Genomic DNA, 22063 nt, shown 5'->3' with positions numbered 1-22063 from the left:
ACTATTTACAATAGTCTTTAATGGCCTTATCAGCCTCTGGAATATTGAGAGATTTTGCGAATTTAAAATCTTCGCATGCTGACCTAAGCCTCTCTTGCCCAACTTTAACTGCACCTCGGTATAGATAGGCTTCCCCAAAATCTCTATTTATGGTAATCGCATTATTGTAAGATTCCAAAGCTTGATCAAAATACCCTAACTGATGTTCAGCTCTTCCAGAAAGGAAGTGTGCCTGAGCAGAATTTTCATTTAAATCAATTGCATCTCCTGTATAAACAAGGACCTTATTATAATCCTTGTTATTATAAGAAACCTTTGCCAAACTTAAATAAGCATTAATGTATTTAGGATCGATTTTCAGCAATTGCTCATAGTCTTGAATTGCCTTATTACGCTGACCAATCTCTTCGTAAGACCTGCCTCTGTTATAGATGCTTTTTTTATGATCAGGATGAGTAGCAAGATATGCGGTATATGCTTCGATCGCTTCCTGATATTTACCGTCATCATATAGATCATCTCCATTGATGGACTCCTCATTGTTGCAACCAATTGTTGCAACCAGAATAAATAATATAGCTAGATGTTTCATTTAGTAAGTATGAAGTCGGCAAAAGTAGATCGATTATTTAAAATCAATGCCGCTTTTAGCATTTTTATACGACGTTAATTCAACCTGAGCCTTACCAAAGTTCATTTTCGCCGCGACTTTTAAAGGCAAACGATTTGCATCTGCCGAAATCCAAAATTTCACTGGATCTTTTCCTTTAAAAACACTGTTTTTTTCCATGATAGGAACCACCTTATGACAGTAGATCTTACCAATCTTGGTCTTGGTCTTTTCAATTCCGTGATAGATCATCTTGAAATCATAGAACTCTTCATCAAAAAAGGCATCTAACCGTATCGTATCACCTTTTTGCATGCTCCTGTAATCCACACTGCGGGCAAACATTAATCCACCCATCATATCGAAATAACTACTTCCATCTAGCTCGAAGTACTTGGTCCCATTAGACTCAGGATTTGATGTGGAAGTACTTTCTACTAGAATAGACATGGAATCGTAATCGAAATACGTTTTCTCATCAAGATCTTTATCACCTTCAGAGAGGTCTCTGTAAGAATAGTGTGGAAGAAAAGTTTCTTTATCTACAATGGCTCCCCACCTATCATCTACCTTAGAAAAGACTCCAGCTAATCCAGCGGTCTTTCCATGAATATTTATTTCAATGCACTCCTTCCCATCTTTCAATACATAATCGTCTGAAATCTTAAAAGAGCCTCTACCTACTGTAAACCACCCATAAGTCAACTTGAATTGAAGCTCCTCTCCCTTACTAACGGGTTTATCATCTACGGTATTTTGAGCTGTGGTAACCAGGCTCAACAGCAATAATCCAAAAGTTTTCATGACTTTAAAAGTTGGTACTCTTTCCATCACTACAACTAAAATGCCACTATCATACTGAGACATTATTTTCTCTCAAAGCTTCGTTCAATGAGGTCTTTTTATCGGTACTTTCTTTTCTTGTCCCGATTATCAGCGCGCAAGGAACTTGAAATTCACCCGCAGGAAACTTCTTTGGAACTGTGCCTGGAATAACTACAGATCTTGGAGGTACAAAGCCTTTATACTCTTTTGGTTCATTACCGGTAACGTCTATAATCCTTGAGCTGGCTGTAAGTACAACGTTTGCTCCCAACACAGCTTCTTTACCTACCCTCACTCCTTCAACAACTATGCAACGAGATCCAATGAAAGCATTGTCTTCTATGATAACCGGAGCTGCTTGTACAGGTTCCAAAACCCCACCAATCCCAACACCGCCACTTAGATGTACATTTTTACCAATCTGGGCACAGCTTCCAACAGTAGCCCAAGTATCAACCATCGTCCCTTCATCGACATAAGCGCCAATATTTACATAACTAGGCATCAATACGGTATTTTTTTGAATGAATGCCCCATATCTAGCAATCGCATGAGGCACAACTCGAACACCTAGCTGATCGTATCCTGACTTAAGTTTGATTTTATCGTGAAATTGAAAAGGACCAACTTCGATTAACTGCATTTTCATTAAAGGAAAATATAGAATCACAGCTTTTTTCAACCATTCATTCACCACCCAATCATCACCTGAAGGTTCAGCTATTCTACGCTTACCATTATCGAGTTCTTCAATAACTGTTTTAATCGCAACTGATACATCTTTATTATTTACTAGCGATCGGTCTTCCCATGCTTCCTCAATAAGGTTTTTTAATTCCATCTAATGTCTAATATTTACAGTGATATGAAGAAAAAGATTGTGATTGCTTCTGTACTGAAACCAGTGGATGATGTCCGTTCCTACTGGAAGCTTTCTCAATCAATTGCGAAAACAAATAAATATGAAGTTAATATCATAGGAAATGAAGGGAAAAAAGAATCCTACGATAACAATATCAAATTTTTCTCGCACAGTTTAAAAAGAACAAATTGGCTTAAAAGGTTCCTTATTAGAGAGTTGATTCTCTTCAAGATTTTGAAAATCAAACCAGAGCTTCTAGTTGTAACCACACACGAACTATTAAACACAGCGCTTATTGTAAAATTATTTTGCGGTTGTAAAGTCGTTTATGATGTTCAAGAAAATTACAGCTTGAATATTTCAGCAATTAGTCCTTCAATAGTTCGAAACATTGCAGCAGCTATTGTAAGGCTTAAAGAAAATCTAAGTAGACACTTTGTTTCTCAATTTTGGTTAGCAGAAAAATGCTACCAAACTCAACTCAATTTTGTAAGCGATAACTCATTAGTTATTGAAAATAAGGCAATCGAACATGCTATTTCCAGTCGATCGAAGACTCCAATCAAGTTGCTATTTTCTGGAACAATTTCTGAATATGGTGGAATAAGAAGAGCCATTAATTTATTTGAGACTCTACAAGAATTAGACACAGAAATTACGTTAGAAATAATCGGACAAGTCCATGACCATAAATTAGAAAATTGGTTAGAAACTCAGAAGGAAAACAACAACAGCATTCAACTAAATATTTCGAAAAGCCCTATTCCATATGACTTAATTCTAGAGGCAATATCAAGATCTAATCTTGGCATAATTGGCTACAAACCTAATGTGGTAAACAAGGACAAAATGCCAACAAAACTTTATGAATACTCAAGATATCACCTTCCATATGTGGTCCAAGAAAATACACTTTGGAGCAAAACTGGTTCTGATTTAGGTGGAGCAATTCCAATCAATTTCGACAATTTCGAAGGTGAACATATCCTGAAAACTCTCAAGAATACCGATTCAATGTTCAAAAACCCTTATCCAATCGAATCAACTTGGGAACATGAAAGCCAACAACTAATTAATTCATTAAAAAGTTTAAATATTTAATCATAACATATCTGATTATTAATAATTTAAATTTTTAATAAAATGCTATTCTAAATTTATTTTTAGATTGATCTAAAAATAAATTATCTTTGTTTCATGGTTACAGAACTAAGTTTTACTGAAGAGAACTACCTCAAAGCCATTTATCATCTATCCTCCCAAGATGGAGAAAGTGTTAACACAAATGCACTTGCAGAAAGCATGAGTACCACACCAGCTTCTGCTAATGATATGGTTAAAAGGTTGGCACAAAAAAATTTAATTCGTTATCAAAAATATAAGGGTGCTTCCCTACTCCCATCAGGAAAAAAGATTGCATTGAACATTGTGAGAAAGCATCGACTATGGGAAGTTTTCCTTGTAGATAAATTAGGTTTTAAATGGGACGAGGTTCATGTGATTGCTGAACAATTAGAACACATCAAATCTCCAAGTTTAATTAAGCGTCTTGACAAGTTTCTTGGACACCCTACTATGGATCCACATGGTGATCCCATACCGAATGAAGATGGTGTAATGAAAGAGACTCGTAGAGCCTCGATTGCTGAAGTGGATATTCACTCAAAAGGAATTGTGGTTGCAGTGAACAATGATGATACATTGCTCCTCCAGCACTTAGATTCATTAGGAATCAAATTAGGATCAAAAATAGATGTGCTCGAGCGAATGGATTTCGATGGCTCAGTTTCTATAACCATAGATGAAGGACCTAAGCAATTTCTGTCCAAACCAGTTGCTGAAAATTTGATGATTACACTCACTGAAACAAAATGAGAAAATACGCTTTTGCTTTAATGGCACTTATCGGACTATATGGTTGTAGTTCAAAAGTTGAAAAATCTAACAGCAAGCCACACGTAGTTGCCACAACTGGTATGCTTTATGATGCGGTGATCAATATAGCTGGTGATAAAGTAACCTCCGAGGCTATTATGGGACCTGGAGTCGACCCTCACCTATACAAGGCCACTCAGGGCGATTTAGCCAAATTCAATAAAGCAGATATGATCGTTTACAATGGAATACTACTAGAGGGTAAGATGAGTGAAATTCTTAAAAAGCTGGGAAGAAAAAAATTGACTGTTGCTGCTGCCGAATCAATACCAAAAGAACTACTCAAGTCAGCGATTGGATATAAGAACGCATATGACCCACATGTTTGGTTTGATATCAAAAGATGGAAATACGCTGTTAATGAAATTAGCGATGCATTAATTCAGCTTGATTCAACGAATCGCCAATTCTACGAGGCTAATACGCGCTCATATATTACACAGCTTGATAGTTTAGATCAATATGTCAGAAATCAGATCGCTGAAATACCCGAGAGCCAACGGATTTTAGTTACAGCTCACGATGCATTCACCTATTTTGGTGATGCTTATGGAATGCAAGTTGAAGGTTTGCAAGGTATCTCAACGGTTGCAGATTTTGGATTAAAAGATATTGCGGACCTTATAGACTTAATCATTGAAAATAACATCAAGGCAATATTTGTCGAAACAAGCGTATCTGAAAAATCTATTAATGCGGTAGTAACGGGATGTAAAGAAAAAGGCCATGATGTCAAGATTGGTGGATATCTGTATTCCGATGCAATGGGTGAATTTGGTACTGAAGAAGGTACCTATATCGGTATGTTTTCGAAAAATGTTGACGCAATTGTAAATGCTTTGAAATGATTCAGCACGTAGAAAATCCAGCGCTAGAAATACATGACTTAACTGTAAGCTATGATAAAAAGCCTGTCTTGTGGGGTATTGACCTCTCGATTCCAAAGGGTGCATTATGTGGAATCATTGGTCCTAATGGGGCTGGCAAATCCACGCTTATCAAGGCGATCATGGATTTAGTTGAAATGAACTCTGGCTATGTGAAGCTTTTTGATCAGTCGCTTGAAGAAGTTAGAAAGAAAATCAGTTATGTACCTCAAAGAGAATCTGTAGACTGGGACTTCCCTGCTTCGGTATTAGATGTTGTACTCATGGGAAGGTATGCCAGCTTGGGATTGTTCAAAAGCCCTAGAAAAGCGGATAAAGAAGCAGCCCTGAAAGCGCTGGAAATGGTAGGAATGGATAAGTATGCTAAGCGTCAAATTTCTCAGCTATCTGGCGGCCAGCAACAGCGTGTATTCTTAGCACGAGCGTTGACTCAAAATGCAGACATATATTTTTTAGATGAGCCATTTGCCGGCGTTGATGCCGCTACGGAAAAAGCCATATTTAAGATCCTCCAAGATCTATCAAAGGAAGGTAAAACAATAGTAGTTGTTCATCACGATCTTCAATCTGTTGAAAACTACTTCGATTGGATTATCCTTCTGAACCTACGGTTAGTTGCCTCAGGGCCAACAAAAGAGGTGTTTACTCCATCCCTTCTTGAAGAAACTTATGGCGGTAAACTTACATTGCTTACAGAGGTTGGTGAACTTGTGCAAAAAGGTGAATTCGAAGCAAGAGAAAAGCAATAATGGAAACACTCATAGAGTTTTTTTCTTTCGAATATCCAAACATCAAATACGTTGTATTTGGCACCATTTTACTTTCAATAAGCTCAGCGGTTGTAGGATGTTTCACTTTTATCAAAAAGAAGTCTTTAGTAGGTGATGTGATATCTCATGCAGTCCTTCCTGGTATCTGTATCTCATTTTTAGCCTCTGGCAGTAAAGATCCATTTCTACTAATAATCGGTGCTTTCATCTCAGGGTGGATCTCAATTTTGGTAATGGACGCCATCATCCAAAACACAAAAATCAAAGAGGATGCCGCAACCGGTCTTTCCCTTTCTGTATTTTTCGGAATTGGCATTTTACTAATGACTTACATTCAGCATTCGGGCAATGCAGCTCAAAGTGGTCTGGATACTTTCTTATTTGGGAAGGCCGCAGCCTTAGTTGGCAAGGATCTTTTGGCCTTCAGCATCATAGCCATTGCTGTCTTATTAACAGTCTACCTTTTCTATAAGGAATTCAAGGTGATAAGTTTCGATCCGCAATATGCCAAGGTCATAGGACTCCCAATAAAGCGGTTGGAAATGATATTGACATCAATAACTGTCTTGGCTGTTGTTACTGGTATTCAAGCAGTAGGTGTTGTTCTAATGGCAGCAATGCTTATTACACCTGCATCGGCAGCCCGCTTTTGGACCAATCGACTGTCCATGATGATTTTATTAGCCTCACTATTTGGAGCCTTTTCTGGAATATGCGGTGCTTTTATCTCGTATAGTGCACCATCTATGCCAACTGGCCCCTGGATGGTAATGATACTTTCAATAATCGCACTGCTCTCCTTCTTCTTTGCGCCAAGAAAAGGCATTGTAATCAGGCAATGGAGAAGGTTTACAATTAAAAAGCAGCTACTTGAAGAAAATCTCTTGAAGGCCTTTTATAGGATTGGAGAAAATAATGGAGATCATTTCATGAAAATAGCCATTAATGATTTAAGGCTAATTAGAAATTTTGCTCCATCACAGCTTGCAAAGGGCTTAAGAAAGTTGCGAATAAACGGATATGTTGAAAAGAATAATGAATCATGGAAATTAACTAATGAAGGGTTTGAAAAAGGGAAACGAGTAACAAGGCTACATAGGCTTTGGGAACTCTACCTTACCAAATACCTCCGAATAGCTCCTGATCATGTACATGAAGATGCGGATACGATTGAGCACGTCATAACTCCTGAGCTTGAAGCCAAACTGGAAGCACTACTCGATTACCCCACTGCAGATCCTCACCAATCCTCAATACCCAAATAATGGATGCATTTTTAATCATATTGACAGGATCCTTGGTGGCAGTGAGTTGTGCCATACTCGGCTCATTCCTAATTCTAAGAAAGATGTCCATGGTTGGAGATGCGATCTCTCACTCTGTACTACCTGGAATTGTCATTGCATTCTTTATTGCAGGGAGCATGCAATCCATTTGGATGCTGATTGGAGCTGGAATTCTTGGAGTACTAACTACTTTTTTAATAGAATTTTTTCATCAAAAAGGTAGGCTGCAAACCGATGCTTCGATTGGAGTCACATTCACATGGCTATTCGCACTTGGTGTGATTTTGGTTACTTACTACGCTGGAAATGCACATATTGATCAGGACTGCATCTTGCATGGTGAAATTGCATACGTGCCAATCGACCTTATCTACAATTCAGATGGAGATGTTATTGGGCCTAAAGCAGTAATTATTTTAAGTTTCGTATTAGCGGTAATTGTTGCTTTTGTCATCCTATTCTATAAAGAGCTCTTTATTACAACTTTCGACCCTTCATTCGCTCAAGCAATAGGAATATCTACTAGCAAATGGCATTACTTATTAATGGGACTGGTTTCACTTACCACAGTGGCCTCTTTTGAATCTGTAGGAGCAATTCTTGTTGTCGCTTTGCTCATTGCACCAGCGGCTTCAGCATATCTTATAACAACCAAGCTGAAATTAATGTTAGTATTAAGTTCATTGTTTGGCATACTAAGTTCATTCTTAGGTTATTGGCTGAGCTATTTATTGGATGGATCAATTGCTGGTGCAATAGTGACAATTTCTGGTGCTATTTTCGCCATCTGTTATGCCACAGTAAGATTAAAAAAATGAAGAAGACATTACAGCTAGTCACCCTTTTGGTATTATCATCATGTTATCAAACGATATCTATCGATGGATTTGATAAGGATCAATGGCTCAACACAAGTGATTGCAATACTTACCGTTTGGATCACGCTGATCTAATTGTAAATAACCAAGACAAACTGCTTAAAGGCACTCAAAATGAAATTGAGAGTCTTTTAGGAAGAGCAGCTGAGCATGAATTGTACGAACGCAATCAAAAGTTCTTTCATTATCGCCTTACTCCACTTGGTGATTGTGGTGAATATGAAACTATTCAGTATTTATCTGTTAGATTCAATGCAATTGGAAGAGCAAACCTGATTCAGGTTATGCTTCGTGAACCTCAATAAGTGATGAGCGAATGAATATTCGTACTATGTCCTTCTAGTTCTTGAATTCCATTAAGGAAACTTAATTCCACTAAAAAAGAAAACCCAGCTATTTCTCCTCCCGACATCTTGACTAACTCCGCAGCCGCAATTGCAGTCCCTCCAGTTGCAAGTAAATCATCGTGTATCAATATCTTCTGACCTTTATCTATTGCATCCTTATGAATTTCAATCTCTGCAGAGCCATATTCCAGATCATATTTGAATGATAGTGTTTCTGCAGGGAGCTTCCCTTTTTTACGGATTGGTATAAATGGAATGCCCATCAATTGGGCAAGCGAATTGCCCCAAATAAATCCCCTCGATTCAATACCTACTATTGCATCAATATTTTTTGCCTTCCATTGCTCTGCAAAGGCTACCGTTATCTCTTTACTTAACTCCACATCTTTAAGCAACGGAGTGATGTCTTTAAACATGATTCCTGGTTTGGGGAAATCAGGAATTGTTCGAATAGCATTTGTAATTCTTTCTGTAAGATTCATGGAGGTGAATAAAATAGGTTTTAAAATTGAGGCACAGTATTTGAAATACCCTTGCTAAAAAACTCAATCATCATGAAACAAGCAAAATGCTTGCTTATGAAACCACAAAAATTCTATTGATATGAAAAAGCTATCTATTATACTCATTCTCTTGATCGCAGGTATAGGCACAGCCAGCGCTCAAAAACTTTCAAAAATTGAAGAAATACTTCAAACTAAACAGAAATGGTCAGTCATTGATGTAAAAAGCAGTAGACCATATTTTGAAATTGGTGAAACCTTCACGATACGTGTTGATCGCAAATTTTATCACGATAGAAATAACTATGCAAAACTTGGCGGCGAATGGTCGCTTGATGGAAGCAAGATGATTCTTACCTATGATTCTTTCACAGAGGAAAGAAGAAGAATACCTTATGTGTATAAGATAAAAAAATGGGGTAAAAATGGATTCAGACTCTCCTATCGGAATAAATACAACAAAAAGGAAAAAGTATACCTCAAATAACAGAGCCCCTTTACGGGGCTTTTTTGTTGATTTATTATTCTAGAATCATTTTATTTAGTTGTTTTAACAACTAAATTTGCTGATACTAAATAGTTAAGATTATGTACTGGGATTCATATAGCCATAAAGAAATTAAGTCGGTTGTTTTTGATGCACTTCAAAGCAATCTGGACTACAGACACAAGGCAGTTTTGGGCCTACCAGCATCATTCCTGGATACAGAGGTGTTTTATCATGATGCACCATTTCTTAAAGATGCGCCATTCTTATCGGCCATGATAGCAAACCCTAATCATATCGGATGTCATACCTTAAATGAATCAGAAGCTGCATTCGAAGGCACGCAAAAAATTGAAGCCGATCTAATTGATATCTGCGCTAAACAAATCTTTGGAGGCAAGGATGAATCTTATGATGGTTATGTTGCCTCGGGAGGAACAGAGGCTAACATCCAGGCCATCTGGGTTTTGAAAAGATATTTTGAAAAAGAATTTGAAGCCAAGCCTTCTGAGATTTGCCTGGTATATACCGAAGATGCTCATTACTCAATGCCAAAAGGCGCATCATTACTTAGCCTCGATAGCCTTGTCTTAAATGTAGATAAAGAGTCAAGACAAATCACATCAACTGCCATTGAGCAATTTGAAGAAGCTAAAAATAATGGAAAGAAGCATTTCATAATTGTATTGAATATGGGGACCACAATGTTTGGCTCTGTAGACGACATTGATCCAATTACTCAATGGGCGGACGAACTAGGCCTGAACTATAAAATTCATATTGACGGTGCTTTTGGTGGATACATCTACCCATTTTCAGATCCTAATTCCAAACTCACCTTTAATCATCCTAAGATCAATTCATTTACATTGGATGGACATAAGATGCTGCAATCACCCTACGGAACAGGGATCTATCTGACAAGAAAAGGATTTATCGAATATGCGCTTACAGAAGAAGCTAACTACGTAAAAGGTAAAGATTTCACCTTGGTTGGGAGTAGATCAGGAGCGAATGCAATAGCTGTTTGGATGATCATGAGAACTTATGGAAGTGAAGGATGGAAAATGAAAATCAAAAAGCTATTAGAGAAGACGAACAGACTCTGTGATCAATTATCAGATATGGGCATTGAATATTACAGAAATCCATCAATGAACATAGTCACTATAAAGTCTAACTATGTAGACCCTAACATTGCCAAAGACTATATGCTTGTCCCTGATACTCATGACGAAAATCCGAATTGGTTTAAGATTGTAGTAATGGATCATGTCACCCAAGGGCAGCTTGATCGGTTCCTTATGGAAATAACACCAACTGTAAGCGCTTAACTATTCGAATCGCAAGGAATCGATAGGGTCAAGTCTGGATGCTTTGTATGCTGGAATGTAACCTGAGATCAGGCCAACAACAATACCGATAACAACAGCAACAATCATCCACAACCACGGCACAACAAAGCCAGATTTAAAGATTAGTGAGGAGGTGAGGTTTCCTATGGTCATCCCCAGGATAATACCACCCAGTCCTCCCATCTGACAAATAACAATTGCCTCTATCAAAAACTGTTGACGAATCTTCAATGGAGTGGCTCCTAATGCTTTGCGAACACCTATTTCTCTTGTGCGTTCTGTCACAGAAACCAGCATGATATTCATTAAGCCGATAGATGCGCCAATTAATGTTACAAATCCGATCGTAAACCCTCCTACTCTTAAGTAGCCTGTTATCTCACCCATTCGCTCAGCTAATGATTTGCTAGCAGATAGTTCAAAGGAATCCTCCTGTCCAGGTCTATCTTGACGAATGGCTCTCATAAGTCCTCTGGCAACACCCATAGCATTGTCCATTTGCGTTGGATCAGGAACTGATACCGCTATTTCATAACCGAAGTTTCTTTCAGGAGCAATGATCCTTGCTGTTTGCATAGGAATAATTATGGTTCTATCAATATTGGAATTCCCACTTGCACCACCCTGCTCAGCTATCGTACCTACAATTCTGAATTTAGAACCCATTAAGCTGATTTTTTTACCAACAGGGCTCTCTCCATCTTCAAAAAGCTCATCAATAACATCACTACCAACCAAGGCTACGTAGCTACCATTTAAGCTTTCATTCGCGGAGAACGGACGGCCCTTATCTACATCATAACCATCTACCGTCAAGTAGTTTTCATCACCACCCCTTACTATCTGATTAGGGTTTGTCACTTTGGATCCATACTTAACCTCAGCTTGACCGGTAATAACTGTATAAATGGACACGACACCAGCCCCTTCATATTTTTCCTTGAACGTCAACAGCTCGTGATACGTGACCTTTGGATAGGTCTTTTGCTTTTTTCCGTCGGAAGATCCACGAGATCGTCTTTTATCTTCAATATCAAACGTATTCGCACCTAAGCTTGAGAAGCTACTATTAATTGAGCTTTGTATTCCATCGATAGCCGTAAGAATCCCAACCAAGGAAGTAATACCTATTGAGATAATAGCTGCCGTCAGGAAGGTCCTTAACTTGTTTGCTTTGATAGACTTGATGCCCTCTTTGATATTTTCGCGAATGTTCATTAGTCGATATTAGTAAAACACACGGTTTTGATTAACGTTGTATACACAAAAGTGATGCATATGAGGGGAATATTGTTACTAATTTTCTTGAATGTCTGTATAGCCAGCCAGGCGGCATATATCCTCGTCCCAATGGATGAGACCCAAACCAACCATTTAAAAGCCTATGGAATAGCTTATTGGATACTTACAAAAGAAGTAGAGGTCGACTGGATGCTTAATTATAAAGGAGGAAGTTTTATGATAAAGCACCTCCAAGCTTTTGAAAATGAGTGCATCATTAGAGGAGTATCTTATCAGGTAATTTCGGATGCCGAGGCAAATGACCTATTGAATATCATTGCAAGTCCATCTTCCAACATGGATGTGATGAAGCTGGAAAAATTCCCAAAGATTGCTGTTTACTCACCAAAAAGTAAGCAACCATGGGATGATGCAGTTACGCTCGTATTAACATATGCTGAGATTCCGTATGATGTCATTTTTGATGATGAAATTATGGGGGAAGAATTGCCTAAATATGATTGGCTTCACCTTCACCATGAGGACTTTACAGGTCAATATGGGAAATTCTATCGCGCCTACCATCATTTCCCCTGGTATCAACAACAGCAAAGAGAGTATGAAGAATCCGCTCGAAAACATGGATTCAGTAAAGTATCACAATTGAAGCATGCCACAGTTAAGAAGATCAGGGCGTATGTAGCAAGTGGTGGATTCTTATTCGCTATGTGTTCGGCTACGGATACTTATGATATTGCATTGGCTGCCGAAGGCTTAGATATTGTTGAGAGCATTTACGATGGAGATCCAGCTGATCCCAGAGCACAATCTAAGCTTGACTTTTCAAAAACCATGGCCTTCGAAAACTTTACGATTGAACGTGATCCTATGCGGTACGAATACTCCAATATTGACAATCAAGCCAATGAGCGCGGGCTTGTTGAAAACAACGATTACTTTACGTTATTCGAGTTTTCCGCCAAATGGGATCCAATTCCAACAATGTTGACACAAAACCATCAAAAGATCATTCATGGCTTTATGGGACAAACAACTGGCTTTAAAAAACAATTGGTTAAAGGAGATGTAATTGTGATGGGTCAAACACCGAGCATCAGCGAAGCAAAATACATTCACGGCATTCTTGGAAGAGGATTTTGGACATTCTATGGAGGTCATGATCCTGAGGATTATCAGCATTTTGTAAATGAACCTCCTACTGATCTTAACTTACACCCCAATTCTCCTGGATACAGATTGATATTGAATAATATATTATTCCCAGCTGCCAAAAAGAAGAAGCAAAAGACCTAATCAATGAAGAGGTATTATTCCGCAGTTAGTAAGTTCAATAAATGGATGTTGATTATATCCGTTCTTTCAGTTTGGGGTTCATGCATTCCAATATTGATGGGAGAATTCGATGGACTATTTATCTTCATATCTCTTCTTGTAGGTGGTTTTACAGTGTTCATTGCTAGCATTTACTTTAACACCTACTATCAAATCCAAGAAGATAAAATCTTATGGGTTACAGGACCAATAAAAGGTCAGATCGAAATCAGCAAAATCAGTCGTTTGAAAAAAGCTAAATCGATATGGGAGATAGATTCATTAATAAAACCTATCCTATCGAATCGTCCACTACTACTCAGATATACAAAATTTGATGATTTCCCCGTATCGCCACAAGACGAAAAAGGATTTATAGAAGAGCTGTTATCTAAAAACCCATCAATTGAAATTGAGCAATTCTCTTAATGCATGCGGTCGGCTCTAAGGGTTAGATCTTGCATGATCTTGGCTTCTTCGGCTAAAAAGAACTTCCACCGATCTTCTACTTGCTCTTTGGGTAAATACTCTTTTGCCAGATCGATAAAGTTATGATAATGGCCAGCCTCTGACACCATCAAATCGTAATAGAACCGCTGAAGCTCTTCATCCTCAATATTCTTCCATAGTAACTTAAAACGCTCACAACTTCTCGCTTCGATAAGCGCATTTAAAAGAAGTCTTTCCACAAGCTGTTCATCTCGTGTCCCTCCTTTCTTCATTATCCCATTTAATCGCGATACATATTCATCTTTCCTTGGTTTGCCTAGCGCAAAACCTCTCTTCTTAAGATGCTCGATTACTAACTCGAAGTGTGCCCATTCTTCTGCAACCACTGGTGTTAGAACGTCCACAAGCTTTGCTCGCTCTGGAAACATAATGATAAGCGATATGCAAGATGAAGCTGCTTTTTGCTCGCAGTATGCATGATCTACTAGAATATCTTCAATGTTCTTCTCAGCTATATTCGCCCAACGCGGATCTGTTGGTAGCTCAAGTCCAAGGGTAGTCTTATTAGGTTCCATCAATCAAAAAACATCCATCTAACTGTGAGATCAATAACTTTTCTTTGGCCAGGATAGTTTGGAGTTACGAAGTAACCGTCATCCTGAGGCTCATTGAAGTGAGTCCATTTTACAGCAAAGAAAAACTTATCGATTTTCATATTTACAAAAAGATCTGCGGCTACATATCCAAAGATCTCTTGATCATCTTGAACATAAAATTGTTGTATCTCTGGAGCATAGGCATTCGCAAAGTAGGCTGTTCGAGCGTGTGCATCAATTCCAAATTCGACAGGAACTAAATCTTTAAACCAATTTCCTCTCCAAAAAAGGCGACCGTTGTAATAAAGATCAGGAATTCTAATATTAGAGGCGTCTTCTCCAGTTACATTAGTCGCAAGAACTTCATTTTCAAGATTCCAGCTTTCCATCTTATCATTGAACAATCTAAAATTAAAGTCACCTCCAAAAGAAGTAATCAAGATTGGGTCGGTAATCTGTACTGGATTGATATTTCTATCTAAATAGATATAGTTGTTATATGAAGTCAAATTCACTTTTGGTCGTAGCTCGAAAGACTTTACCTTAAAATTCAACTGACCTTCGAGCTGATTGCTGAAAATAGAACTGAAGCTGTTATGCCACTCATGATGATTGCCGAAGTAGTCAGAATAAATCAATGGAACCTTTGCTTTAGAAGTAGTATATGAAAGGTTAACCAAGTCACTAGCAATGTTGCCACCCAAACGGTACTCTCCTCCTACCAAATATTCTGCATCTGCTGTTACAGCAAACTTTTCTCTCCAATTGAATCTCACATACCCGCCGACATATTTCTCTAATTCGAGTTTACCCGGGTCAAAGAGTAGATAGCTCCAATCCACTGATCTTAGTCTACCATAGAACCGATAAAACACTGAAGATAAATTCCCCTTTATCCCTACCTCATTGGATAGCGTTGTTATTTCATTCCTTTCTTGAGTCGAATCTGGATCAATCAGGAATTCATCATAGAAATCAAGATAAGGATCATATCCTCCTGTGGCAGAAGAACCAGAAAAGTCTTTATATACATTTGATCTATTCCGATAATCAAATACATGATAGAGCTGAAACTGCTTAGCAATTTGATAGTCCTGATAGAGATGCCATCTGCTTTCTTTAATAATACCCTGCGCATCATCTAAACGAACAAGGACATTGTCAAACAAAAAGAAATCTGTTCTTAGCGAATCTGAGGTAGGTCTTGCACCGCCAATTTCTACCACTTTATGACTCATACTTGTATAGCTAGCCGCTATTTGATAAGGAACTTTACCATGCTTATAATGCGTATAGCCTGAAAACGATGACCCAACTACCTGCCTATCGGTCCGACTTGTAGGAGCCAGTTGTTTATTTGTAGTGATTTTGCTCAAGTCAAAACCAAGGTTCCAGTTTTCGTTAACGTTTCTTGAGAAGCCTAGATTGACAATATTTCTATTGCCCCCGCCCAGGAAAACAAATAAGTCAATAAATGGAGATTTAGTATCATAGAACTTGATATCCTCAGGTTTAAATGCATAAGGATCGTAGGCATTTACACCAGAAGTAGCTCCAATTTGTTGTTGAGGAGTATGAAAAATTGGAAACACTGCTGTTCCAAAACTTCCCAGATCTTGAAAGCGTCTCCCAGATCTATTGTAAAATGACTGTCTTTCAAAAAGATAAATTGAGGTATCCAGACTATGATACTGCTCAATGTTATTTAACAGATTCGTTTCTGTGGTAAATACAGTTGTCTTTGGGCCATAAACTTGTTGCGTAGAATCATCTACTATTTGCGCCTTTAGCACCAGTGTTAGACCAACCGTTATAAGATATAAAATTATCCGCACGCGCAAATTTAATAATTGCTTTTTATGGAATGGATGCATTGGCGGTTCATTTACAAAAAGCATTCCGAATAATTACGGATCTGACATTAAACTCGATTCGAGATCGTATATTATTGTAATTACAACGTAATCTGATACAGATTTATGCAAATCAAAGACATTACCAATTACCTAGAACAATGGGCTCCATCGAGCCTGCAAGAGTCTTATGATAACTCTGGCTTGTTGCTAGGAGAAAAGAAAGACGAGATCAATCAAGCTTTGATCACATTAGATATTACTGAAGCTGTCATTGATGAAGCAATTGATACCAATTCAGATTTTGTCATTGCTCACCATCCATTCATTTTCAAAGGAGTAAAACGTATCGGTAACAACCACTGGATTGATAGATGCATTAGAAAAGCCATCAAGCATGACATAGCCATCTATGCAATACATACCAACTTGGATAATGTAATCACCGGTGTCAATCATAAGATCTCAGAAAAAATCGGATTGACTGACACCACCATTTTGAGTCCTAAGTCAAATACGCTCTCTAAGCTGGTTGTATTTGTACCATTAGAAAGCAAGAAGCAAGTACTAGATGCATTGTTTCATGCTGGTGCAGGTAATATTGGAAATTACGACCATTGCAGCTTTCAATCTGAGGGCGTTGGCACCTTTAGGGGTAACGAATCAAGCAATCCCACAATAGGAACTCCAGGTAGTGAAGAAAAAGTGGAAGAAGTAAGAATAGAAGTACTTGTTTCGAATCATAATTTAGGGAGTGTGATAAATGCCATGAATCAAGCTCATCCATATGAGGAAATAGCACACTATATACACCCACTTTCAAATAAAAGCCAGGAAATTGGATCAGGGATGATTGGAAGGCTTAGTAATCCGATGGAAACAACCGAATTTCTGACACATCTAAAAGAGCAGATGCATCTTCAAGTTATAAGACATACAGATTTGGTCAAAGATAAAATTGAGACTGTTGCATTATGCGGTGGATCTGGCAGCTTTCTTTTAAATAAGGCCATCGCTCAAAAAGCGGACATTTTCATTACTGGAGACTTTAAGTATCATGACTTTTTTGAAGCAAACGGGGATATAATTATTGCAGATATTGGCCACTATGAAAGTGAAGTCTTCACTAAAGAATTAATCCTAGATGCATTAACTAAAAATTTCACTAAGTTTGCGTTCCGTTTGTCGAAGGTAGACACGAATCCAATCAAATATCGATAGTAAACTGAATGGAAAATACAGTAGCTAAAAAGCTGGAAGCTTTAGAAAAACTACAAGCACTAGACTCAAAAATTGACGAGATAAAAAAGATCAGGGGTGCACTCCCTGAAGAGGTTCAGGATCTGGAAGACGAGATAGCAGGTTATCAAACTCGAATTGAAAAGCAAAACGAGGAGCAGAAGGAATTAGAAGAGGCGATCACTGCTAACAAAACTGCCATCAAGGATGCTGAAAAGCTCATCAAGAAGTATGAAGAGCAGCAAATGAACGTACGAAACAACCGTGAGTACGATGCAATCACCAAAGAGATGGAATTGCAGCAGCTTGAAATCCAAATTCTTGAGAAGCGAATCAAAGAATCTCACGATAAGATCGATGCGAAGAAAGAAGAAATGGAGGAAACTAAGTCCATCCTTTCTGAGAGAGAGAAAGATCTTAAAAGCAAGAAAGAAGAGCTAGAAAACATCGTAAAAGAATCTGAAGCTGATGAGCAGAAGATGGAGAAGGATCGCGCCAAAGCATCTAAAAATGTAGAAGAGCGTCTTTTAATGTCTTACAATAAAGTAAGAACAAACATGAGAAATGGTTTAGCTGTAGTACCTGTTAAGAGAGGTGCTTGCGGTGGCTGTTTTAATGTTGTACCTCCTCAGAAGCAAGCTGAAATCAGAGAGAAAAAGAAAATCATCGTGTGTGAACACTGTGGAAGAATCTTGTCGGATGTAGAAGATGTAATCGAGGAGGAAGTGAAGCCAAAAAGAAGAACTACACGTAAGAAAGCTACAACTGCAAAGAAGTAAGCTAAGAATAGATACAAGCAAAAAAGGCTACCAAATTGGTAGCCTTTTTTGTTATCTGACTCCATCCTCAGGGTTTTTTCCTTTAAACTGACGGAAATAGTCAATGATCTCTTCCAGCTCTTTATCCAAATCACCAGAAGGGTAAAATGGCTTGTCTATGAATACAGTTTTCGTACCATAATCAAAAGCTATCTTAACAATCGGGACATTTGCATCAACTGCGATTCTATAAAACCCTGTTTTCCATTTAGGCGCATAACTACGCGTACCCTCGGGGGTAATAGTCATTATGAATTCTTCACGTTCCGCATAAAGATCCACTACCTGTTGAACAAGCTGAGTGCTCTTCTTTTTATTTTGCCTATCCACTGCTACCCCACCTATTGAAGATAAAAACCAACCGATGAGAGGAATTTTGAATAGCTCTTTTTTAGCTAGGAAATTTGGACGAAAACCAATTAGGTTTCGAGCAGTCCAACCAACAAAAAAATCCCAATTACTAGTGTGAGGGGCAACAATAATCACATATTTTTTTAGATCCGGTTTAACACCATCCACCTTCCATCCTGCTGTTTTAAAAGCAGCGGCAAGAATCTTTCCTATCATTACAATCCTTCGTCTAGTTGATACTTCGTTATCAAATCTCTTAACGCTTTTGCTTCCTTTAGAGCCGATTCGTATTTAGAGACTTTGTTTTCTACAAAAGAAATGTAGAGGGAGAATATCAAAATTGCTTCAGAATCATCTCCCTTATAATCATCAATATAATTCTTATCTCCGACAAAGTACTGCGCATTCTCAACAAACCAAGGTGTGATACGGTCCATGAGAAACTCTATTTGAAATTGTCCCTGATATTCCAACTCTCTTGCGAAATTTTGGTAAAAAAGGATGTTGGTCTTCAAATCATAATCACCAAGTAAATCCAACTTACCAGATGTAATAAGACTATTAATAGTAATGTTGTTAGGTGAGTAATTGTTCACACTAAAAAAAGACATCAGCTTAGCATTGATGCTATCGCTGCCAGATTGACTGGTAAGCATCTCTATTGCTTGCTGCATATTTGCAAGCTTTTCTTTGTTGTCAGGGATTTGATAGGATTCGTAGGTATAAATATCAGATTCGAGTTCCTCCAAGATCGCAGACACATTACGATTGAACTCGTTTTCCTGCTTAGCTTGTTCAGACTGACTAGAAATAATAAAGGCAAGAGAAACACCGACGATCACAGACACAAAATTGAGTATGTGATCTGTCCAATTAATGCTTCCCTTGCTCATGTTAGTATTATTTATATGAGCCCATCGCAGAGAATTTCTCGATACGCTCATTGATTCGATCTTGAGGCTTCATAGCAGAAAGTGCCTTCAACTCCTTCAAGATTACTTTTTTCAATTCTGCAGAACTTTTGTTCAAATCAGTATGTGCACCACCAAGTGGTTCTTTGATGATTCCGTCGATCAATTTGTTCTTAAGCATGTCGTCAGCCGTGAGCTTCAATGCTTCAGCTGCTTGCTCTTTATAGTCCCAGCTTCGCCATAAAATGGAAGAACAAGATTCCGGAGAAATAACAGAATACCATGTATTCTCCATCATCATTATCTTATCTCCAACGGCAATGCCTAAAGCCCCACCAGAAGCTCCCTCTCCGATAATGATACAGATTACTGGTACTTTTAGCATTGTCATCTCCTTGAGGTTTCTCGCGATAGCTTCACCTTGACCTCTTTCCTCAGCCTCAAGCCCAGGAAATGCTCCAGGAGTATCAATTAGCGTTACTATTGGCTTATTGAACTTCTCAGCCATTTTCATCAAACGAAGTGCTTTTCTATAGCCTTCTGGATTAGCCATACCAAAGTTCCTCATTTGGCGCTGCTTCGTAGATCTACCTTTTTGCTGACCGATAAACATGATGGTCTCACCTCCTACTGTACCAAAGCCACCAACCATCGCTTTGTCATCTTTTACCGTACGGTCACCATGCAGTTCGATAAACTCATCTGTGATCTCGTAGATATAATCGAGCGTGTATGGTCTTTCTGGATGTCTAGAAAGTTGAACCCGTTGCCACCTGGTCAGGTTACTAAAAGTATCTTTCTTTAGTTTCAATATTTTCTTTTCCAATTGTTCCACTGTTGCCGACACATCAACGTCGCTGGTTTTTGCCAGCTCCTTCATATCAGTGAGCTTAGATTCTAGTTCGGCAATTGGTTTTTCAAAGTCTAATAACATAGGATTGAATTTGCAGGGACAAACTTACTGTGAAAGGATTAAACGATTTTAAAATATTCTTAAGAAAATAAGCATTCAGCTATTGTATAGAAAAATAGAAGCGTTTACTTTTGCATTCGCTTTTGTAGCACGGTCCGGTAGTTCAGTTGGTTAGAATGCCTGCCTGTCACGCAGGAGGTCGCGGGTTCGAGTCCCGTCCGGACCGCTAAAAGCTCAAAACCCACCTTTTTAAGGTGGGTTTTTTTATTTCTGACAGTCGTAATCAATTCAATTTCATGGAAGCCAAAAATTACAAGTTGAAGCATATTGTTTCTATTTTATTCATTATCGTACTTCTAGCAACCTTAGCTATTGTTTCAAGACCATTTCAAAAAAGAGGCGAATCTCTTAAAGTTGGGAAAGACGGCATTGACGTCAAGCTTAGTAATATTAGCAACAATCCCTTCAGTCAATTTACTTCAGAGGTTAAAGCTTTTAGAGACTCGATTACTAATGAGCAGTATGAAATTTTCATAAATCTTGATCTAGTCCGTGGTAACGGTCTTCCTATTGATTTTGAAAAAACACCATTGTATAAAAAAATGATAAAACATCAACTCATATATATAAATGAGAAAAACATTTCAACGAAGAGGCTTCATATAGAAGGGACCAGAAAAGGTGTAGTGTTTCAATCATTTTTTTATTACCAAACACATTAATTAATAATCGGTTCACAAGTCGAGAAAGTCAACCTCTATTGGGTTTAAAAAATGAAATAACGGTAAATTTACCGTCTATGAAACTCACCATTAAGACACTCTCACTGTTACTATTTTTTGCTTTAAGCAGTTCTTGCAAGGATAGTGAACCGGTAATAGATTCAAACCCCGAAGCTTTTCAAATCACACTGAATCCGCTTACTTCTGTGTTGAATTTAAATTCTGGCAGAACTACTTCCTCTGGAGATTCGATTGTTTTCACAGATCAATTTTTCACACTTCTTGATGAAAATTGTAGTGAGGTGGATTCAGAAGGTGGTATGATCTACGATGGACAATTAAAACCCATCGTATTGCCCAATATAGAAGCTGGAAAATATTATTACAGTTTATCAGTTGCTGGATCTAATAATATCAGATATGACAGCTCCGCAAGCTTTACTATCAATTCAGACACCGTGTTGGATGCATATGTCAACAATAAACAAATGAGATTCAAGTTCATTGAAACGTCAGGGTTTAGTGAACCTACCGTTGAATATGTTTCTTACATTTTAAACTACTCTACCTCTTATCGTTATGACAATTTCATATGCCTAGATTCTGGTGTGTGGGAAACAGACAATTTGGATGGCTACATTGATAATTCTGCTTACTTATCTGATTTAAATACTGATTTTGAGTACTCCGATCCAATAGATTTAGAGTCAGTCCAAGTAAAGTTTTATGAGAGTAATCAAACTTTAGTAAAATCTTACATAATCCCCATTGTTAGAGAATTAAAGAAGCATCACAGTTATAGCTTTGAAATAGACCTATCTGCCATTTGGTCATCTGAACAAGCAGGAAGTTCAGTTAATATTATTCTTGAGGAAATAGATTGGTCAGAGGAGACCATTGATCTTAACTAAA

General features: G+C 38.0%; 25 protein-coding genes and 1 tRNA gene. 16 read left to right on the top strand and 10 right to left on the bottom strand.

What is annotated here, in order from left to right; genetic code table 11:
* Position 1 precedes the first annotated feature (1 nt).
* From ACY650_RS17450 to ACY650_RS17440, 3 genes are read right to left on the bottom strand one after another with little or no spacing between them, the layout of a single operon-like run.
* A complete protein-coding gene (locus tag ACY650_RS17450) occupies positions 2-592 on the bottom strand; it encodes a tetratricopeptide repeat protein (RefSeq protein ID WP_462249435.1) in 591 nt (196 codons plus the stop codon).
* A gap of 33 nt (positions 593-625) precedes the next feature.
* Positions 626-1477 carry a DUF3108 domain-containing protein gene (locus tag ACY650_RS17445; RefSeq protein ID WP_462249433.1) on the bottom strand — a complete coding sequence of 284 codons (852 nt, stop codon included), beginning with the start codon at positions 1475-1477 and terminating at the stop codon, positions 626-628.
* Positions 1464-2276, bottom strand: a complete 813-nt coding sequence (locus ACY650_RS17440; RefSeq protein WP_462249431.1) for a 2,3,4,5-tetrahydropyridine-2,6-dicarboxylate N-succinyltransferase — start codon at positions 2274-2276, stop codon at positions 1464-1466. The genes ACY650_RS17445 and ACY650_RS17440 overlap by 14 nt, the downstream gene beginning before the upstream one ends.
* Positions 2277-2279: 3 nt before the next feature.
* Between ACY650_RS17440 and ACY650_RS17435 the strand changes: the two genes are divergently transcribed.
* The 7 genes from ACY650_RS17435 to ACY650_RS17405 all read left to right on the top strand — a co-directional run bounded on the left by ACY650_RS17435 (position 2280) and on the right by ACY650_RS17405 (position 8358).
* The gene (locus tag ACY650_RS17435; RefSeq protein WP_462249429.1) at positions 2280-3398 is read left to right on the top strand and encodes a glycosyltransferase family protein; all 1119 of its coding nucleotides are present in this window, start codon (positions 2280-2282) and stop codon (positions 3396-3398) included.
* 96 nt (positions 3399-3494) lie between these two features.
* Positions 3495-4172 carry a metal-dependent transcriptional regulator gene (locus tag ACY650_RS17430; RefSeq protein ID WP_462249427.1) on the top strand — a complete coding sequence of 226 codons (678 nt, stop codon included), beginning with the start codon at positions 3495-3497 and terminating at the stop codon, positions 4170-4172.
* Positions 4169-5080, top strand: a complete 912-nt coding sequence (locus tag ACY650_RS17425) for a metal ABC transporter solute-binding protein, Zn/Mn family (protein WP_462249425.1) — start codon at positions 4169-4171, stop codon at positions 5078-5080. The genes ACY650_RS17430 and ACY650_RS17425 overlap by 4 nt, the downstream gene beginning before the upstream one ends.
* On the top strand, positions 5077-5868 hold the full coding sequence (locus tag ACY650_RS17420) for a metal ABC transporter ATP-binding protein (protein ID WP_462249423.1): 792 nt from the start codon (positions 5077-5079) through the stop codon (positions 5866-5868). The genes ACY650_RS17425 and ACY650_RS17420 overlap by 4 nt, the downstream gene beginning before the upstream one ends.
* Entirely contained in the window at positions 5868-7154 is a 1287-nt protein-coding gene (locus ACY650_RS17415; protein ID WP_462249421.1) for a metal ABC transporter permease, read from the top strand. The genes ACY650_RS17420 and ACY650_RS17415 overlap by 1 nt, the downstream gene beginning before the upstream one ends.
* Positions 7154-7993: a metal ABC transporter permease gene (locus ACY650_RS17410; protein WP_462249419.1), complete on the top strand. Its 840-nt coding sequence runs from the start codon at positions 7154-7156 to the stop codon at positions 7991-7993. Before ACY650_RS17415 ends, ACY650_RS17410 begins: the two co-directional genes overlap by 1 nt.
* Positions 7990-8358, top strand: a complete 369-nt coding sequence (locus ACY650_RS17405; RefSeq protein ID WP_462249417.1) for a hypothetical protein — start codon at positions 7990-7992, stop codon at positions 8356-8358. The genes ACY650_RS17410 and ACY650_RS17405 overlap by 4 nt, the downstream gene beginning before the upstream one ends.
* On the opposite strand, the gene ACY650_RS17400 is transcribed toward ACY650_RS17405, so the two are convergent.
* Positions 8352-8882 (bottom strand): adenine phosphoribosyltransferase, encoded by a 531-nt coding sequence (locus ACY650_RS17400; protein WP_462249415.1) that lies wholly within the window; start codon positions 8880-8882, stop codon positions 8352-8354. The genes ACY650_RS17405 and ACY650_RS17400 overlap by 7 nt on opposite strands.
* 121 nt (positions 8883-9003) lie before the next feature.
* Here ACY650_RS17400 and ACY650_RS17395 point away from each other — a divergent pair, with 121 nt between their 5' ends.
* Positions 9004-9390 (top strand): hypothetical protein, encoded by a 387-nt coding sequence (locus tag ACY650_RS17395; protein WP_462249413.1) that lies wholly within the window; start codon positions 9004-9006, stop codon positions 9388-9390.
* A gap of 101 nt (positions 9391-9491) precedes the next feature.
* Positions 9492-10724, top strand: a complete 1233-nt coding sequence (locus tag ACY650_RS17390) for a pyridoxal-dependent decarboxylase (RefSeq protein ID WP_462249411.1) — start codon at positions 9492-9494, stop codon at positions 10722-10724.
* Here ACY650_RS17390 and ACY650_RS17385 read toward each other — a convergent pair whose 3' ends face one another.
* Positions 10725-11963, bottom strand: a complete 1239-nt coding sequence (locus ACY650_RS17385; protein ID WP_462249409.1) for an ABC transporter permease — start codon at positions 11961-11963, stop codon at positions 10725-10727. It lies immediately after the preceding gene.
* A gap of 60 nt (positions 11964-12023) precedes the next feature.
* Between ACY650_RS17385 and ACY650_RS17380 the strand changes: the two genes are divergently transcribed.
* Together ACY650_RS17380 and ACY650_RS17375 are read left to right on the top strand one after the other, a co-directional pair.
* The gene (locus tag ACY650_RS17380) at positions 12024-13280 is read left to right on the top strand and encodes an asparagine synthetase B (RefSeq protein WP_462249407.1); all 1257 of its coding nucleotides are present in this window, start codon (positions 12024-12026) and stop codon (positions 13278-13280) included.
* Between the two features lie 3 nt (positions 13281-13283).
* A complete protein-coding gene (locus tag ACY650_RS17375; RefSeq protein WP_462249405.1) occupies positions 13284-13727 on the top strand; it encodes a PH domain-containing protein in 444 nt (147 codons plus the stop codon).
* Here the strand turns inward: ACY650_RS17375 and ACY650_RS17370 are convergent.
* Positions 13724-14323 carry a MiaE family protein gene (locus tag ACY650_RS17370; protein ID WP_462249403.1) on the bottom strand — a complete coding sequence of 200 codons (600 nt, stop codon included), beginning with the start codon at positions 14321-14323 and terminating at the stop codon, positions 13724-13726. The two genes, ACY650_RS17375 and ACY650_RS17370, sit on opposite strands and share 4 nt — an antisense overlap.
* The gene (locus ACY650_RS17365) at positions 14323-16179 is read right to left on the bottom strand and encodes a putative porin (protein WP_462249401.1); all 1857 of its coding nucleotides are present in this window, start codon (positions 16177-16179) and stop codon (positions 14323-14325) included. The genes ACY650_RS17370 and ACY650_RS17365 overlap by 1 nt, the downstream gene beginning before the upstream one ends.
* 144 nt (positions 16180-16323) lie before the next feature.
* Here ACY650_RS17365 and ACY650_RS17360 point away from each other — a divergent pair, with 144 nt between their 5' ends.
* The gene (locus ACY650_RS17360; protein WP_462249399.1) at positions 16324-17418 is read left to right on the top strand and encodes a Nif3-like dinuclear metal center hexameric protein; all 1095 of its coding nucleotides are present in this window, start codon (positions 16324-16326) and stop codon (positions 17416-17418) included.
* Between the two features lie 8 nt (positions 17419-17426).
* Positions 17427-18215: a zinc ribbon domain-containing protein gene (locus ACY650_RS17355; RefSeq protein WP_462249397.1), complete on the top strand. Its 789-nt coding sequence runs from the start codon at positions 17427-17429 to the stop codon at positions 18213-18215.
* Between the two features lie 51 nt (positions 18216-18266).
* Here ACY650_RS17355 and ACY650_RS17350 read toward each other — a convergent pair whose 3' ends face one another.
* From ACY650_RS17350 to ACY650_RS17340, 3 genes are read right to left on the bottom strand one after another with little or no spacing between them, the layout of a single operon-like run.
* On the bottom strand, positions 18267-18821 hold the full coding sequence (locus ACY650_RS17350) for a 1-acyl-sn-glycerol-3-phosphate acyltransferase (protein WP_462249395.1): 555 nt from the start codon (positions 18819-18821) through the stop codon (positions 18267-18269).
* A complete protein-coding gene (locus ACY650_RS17345) occupies positions 18821-19498 on the bottom strand; it encodes a hypothetical protein (protein WP_462249393.1) in 678 nt (225 codons plus the stop codon). The genes ACY650_RS17350 and ACY650_RS17345 overlap by 1 nt, the downstream gene beginning before the upstream one ends.
* Positions 19499-19505: 7 nt before the next feature.
* Entirely contained in the window at positions 19506-20450 is a 945-nt protein-coding gene (locus ACY650_RS17340) for an acetyl-CoA carboxylase carboxyltransferase subunit alpha (protein WP_462249391.1), read from the bottom strand.
* 131 nt (positions 20451-20581) lie between these two features.
* Here ACY650_RS17340 and ACY650_RS17335 point away from each other — a divergent pair.
* From ACY650_RS17335 to ACY650_RS17325, 3 genes are all read left to right on the top strand, one after another.
* A tRNA-Asp gene (locus ACY650_RS17335) sits at positions 20582-20655 on the top strand.
* Positions 20656-20725: 70 nt separating this feature from the next.
* Entirely contained in the window at positions 20726-21151 is a 426-nt protein-coding gene (locus ACY650_RS17330) for a hypothetical protein (RefSeq protein WP_462249389.1), read from the top strand.
* A gap of 77 nt (positions 21152-21228) precedes the next feature.
* Complete coding sequence (locus ACY650_RS17325) at positions 21229-22062, top strand: hypothetical protein (protein WP_462249387.1); 834 nt, start codon at positions 21229-21231, stop codon at positions 22060-22062.
* The last annotated feature ends 1 nt before the right edge of the window (position 22063 follow it).

Origin of the sequence: Ekhidna sp., assembly GCF_963691765.1 — a bacterium.
GTDB lineage: Bacteria > Bacteroidota > Bacteroidia > Cytophagales > Cyclobacteriaceae > Ekhidna.
Note: the sequence above shows the minus strand (reverse complement) of the source record. Positions and strands in the feature narration are given on the sequence as shown.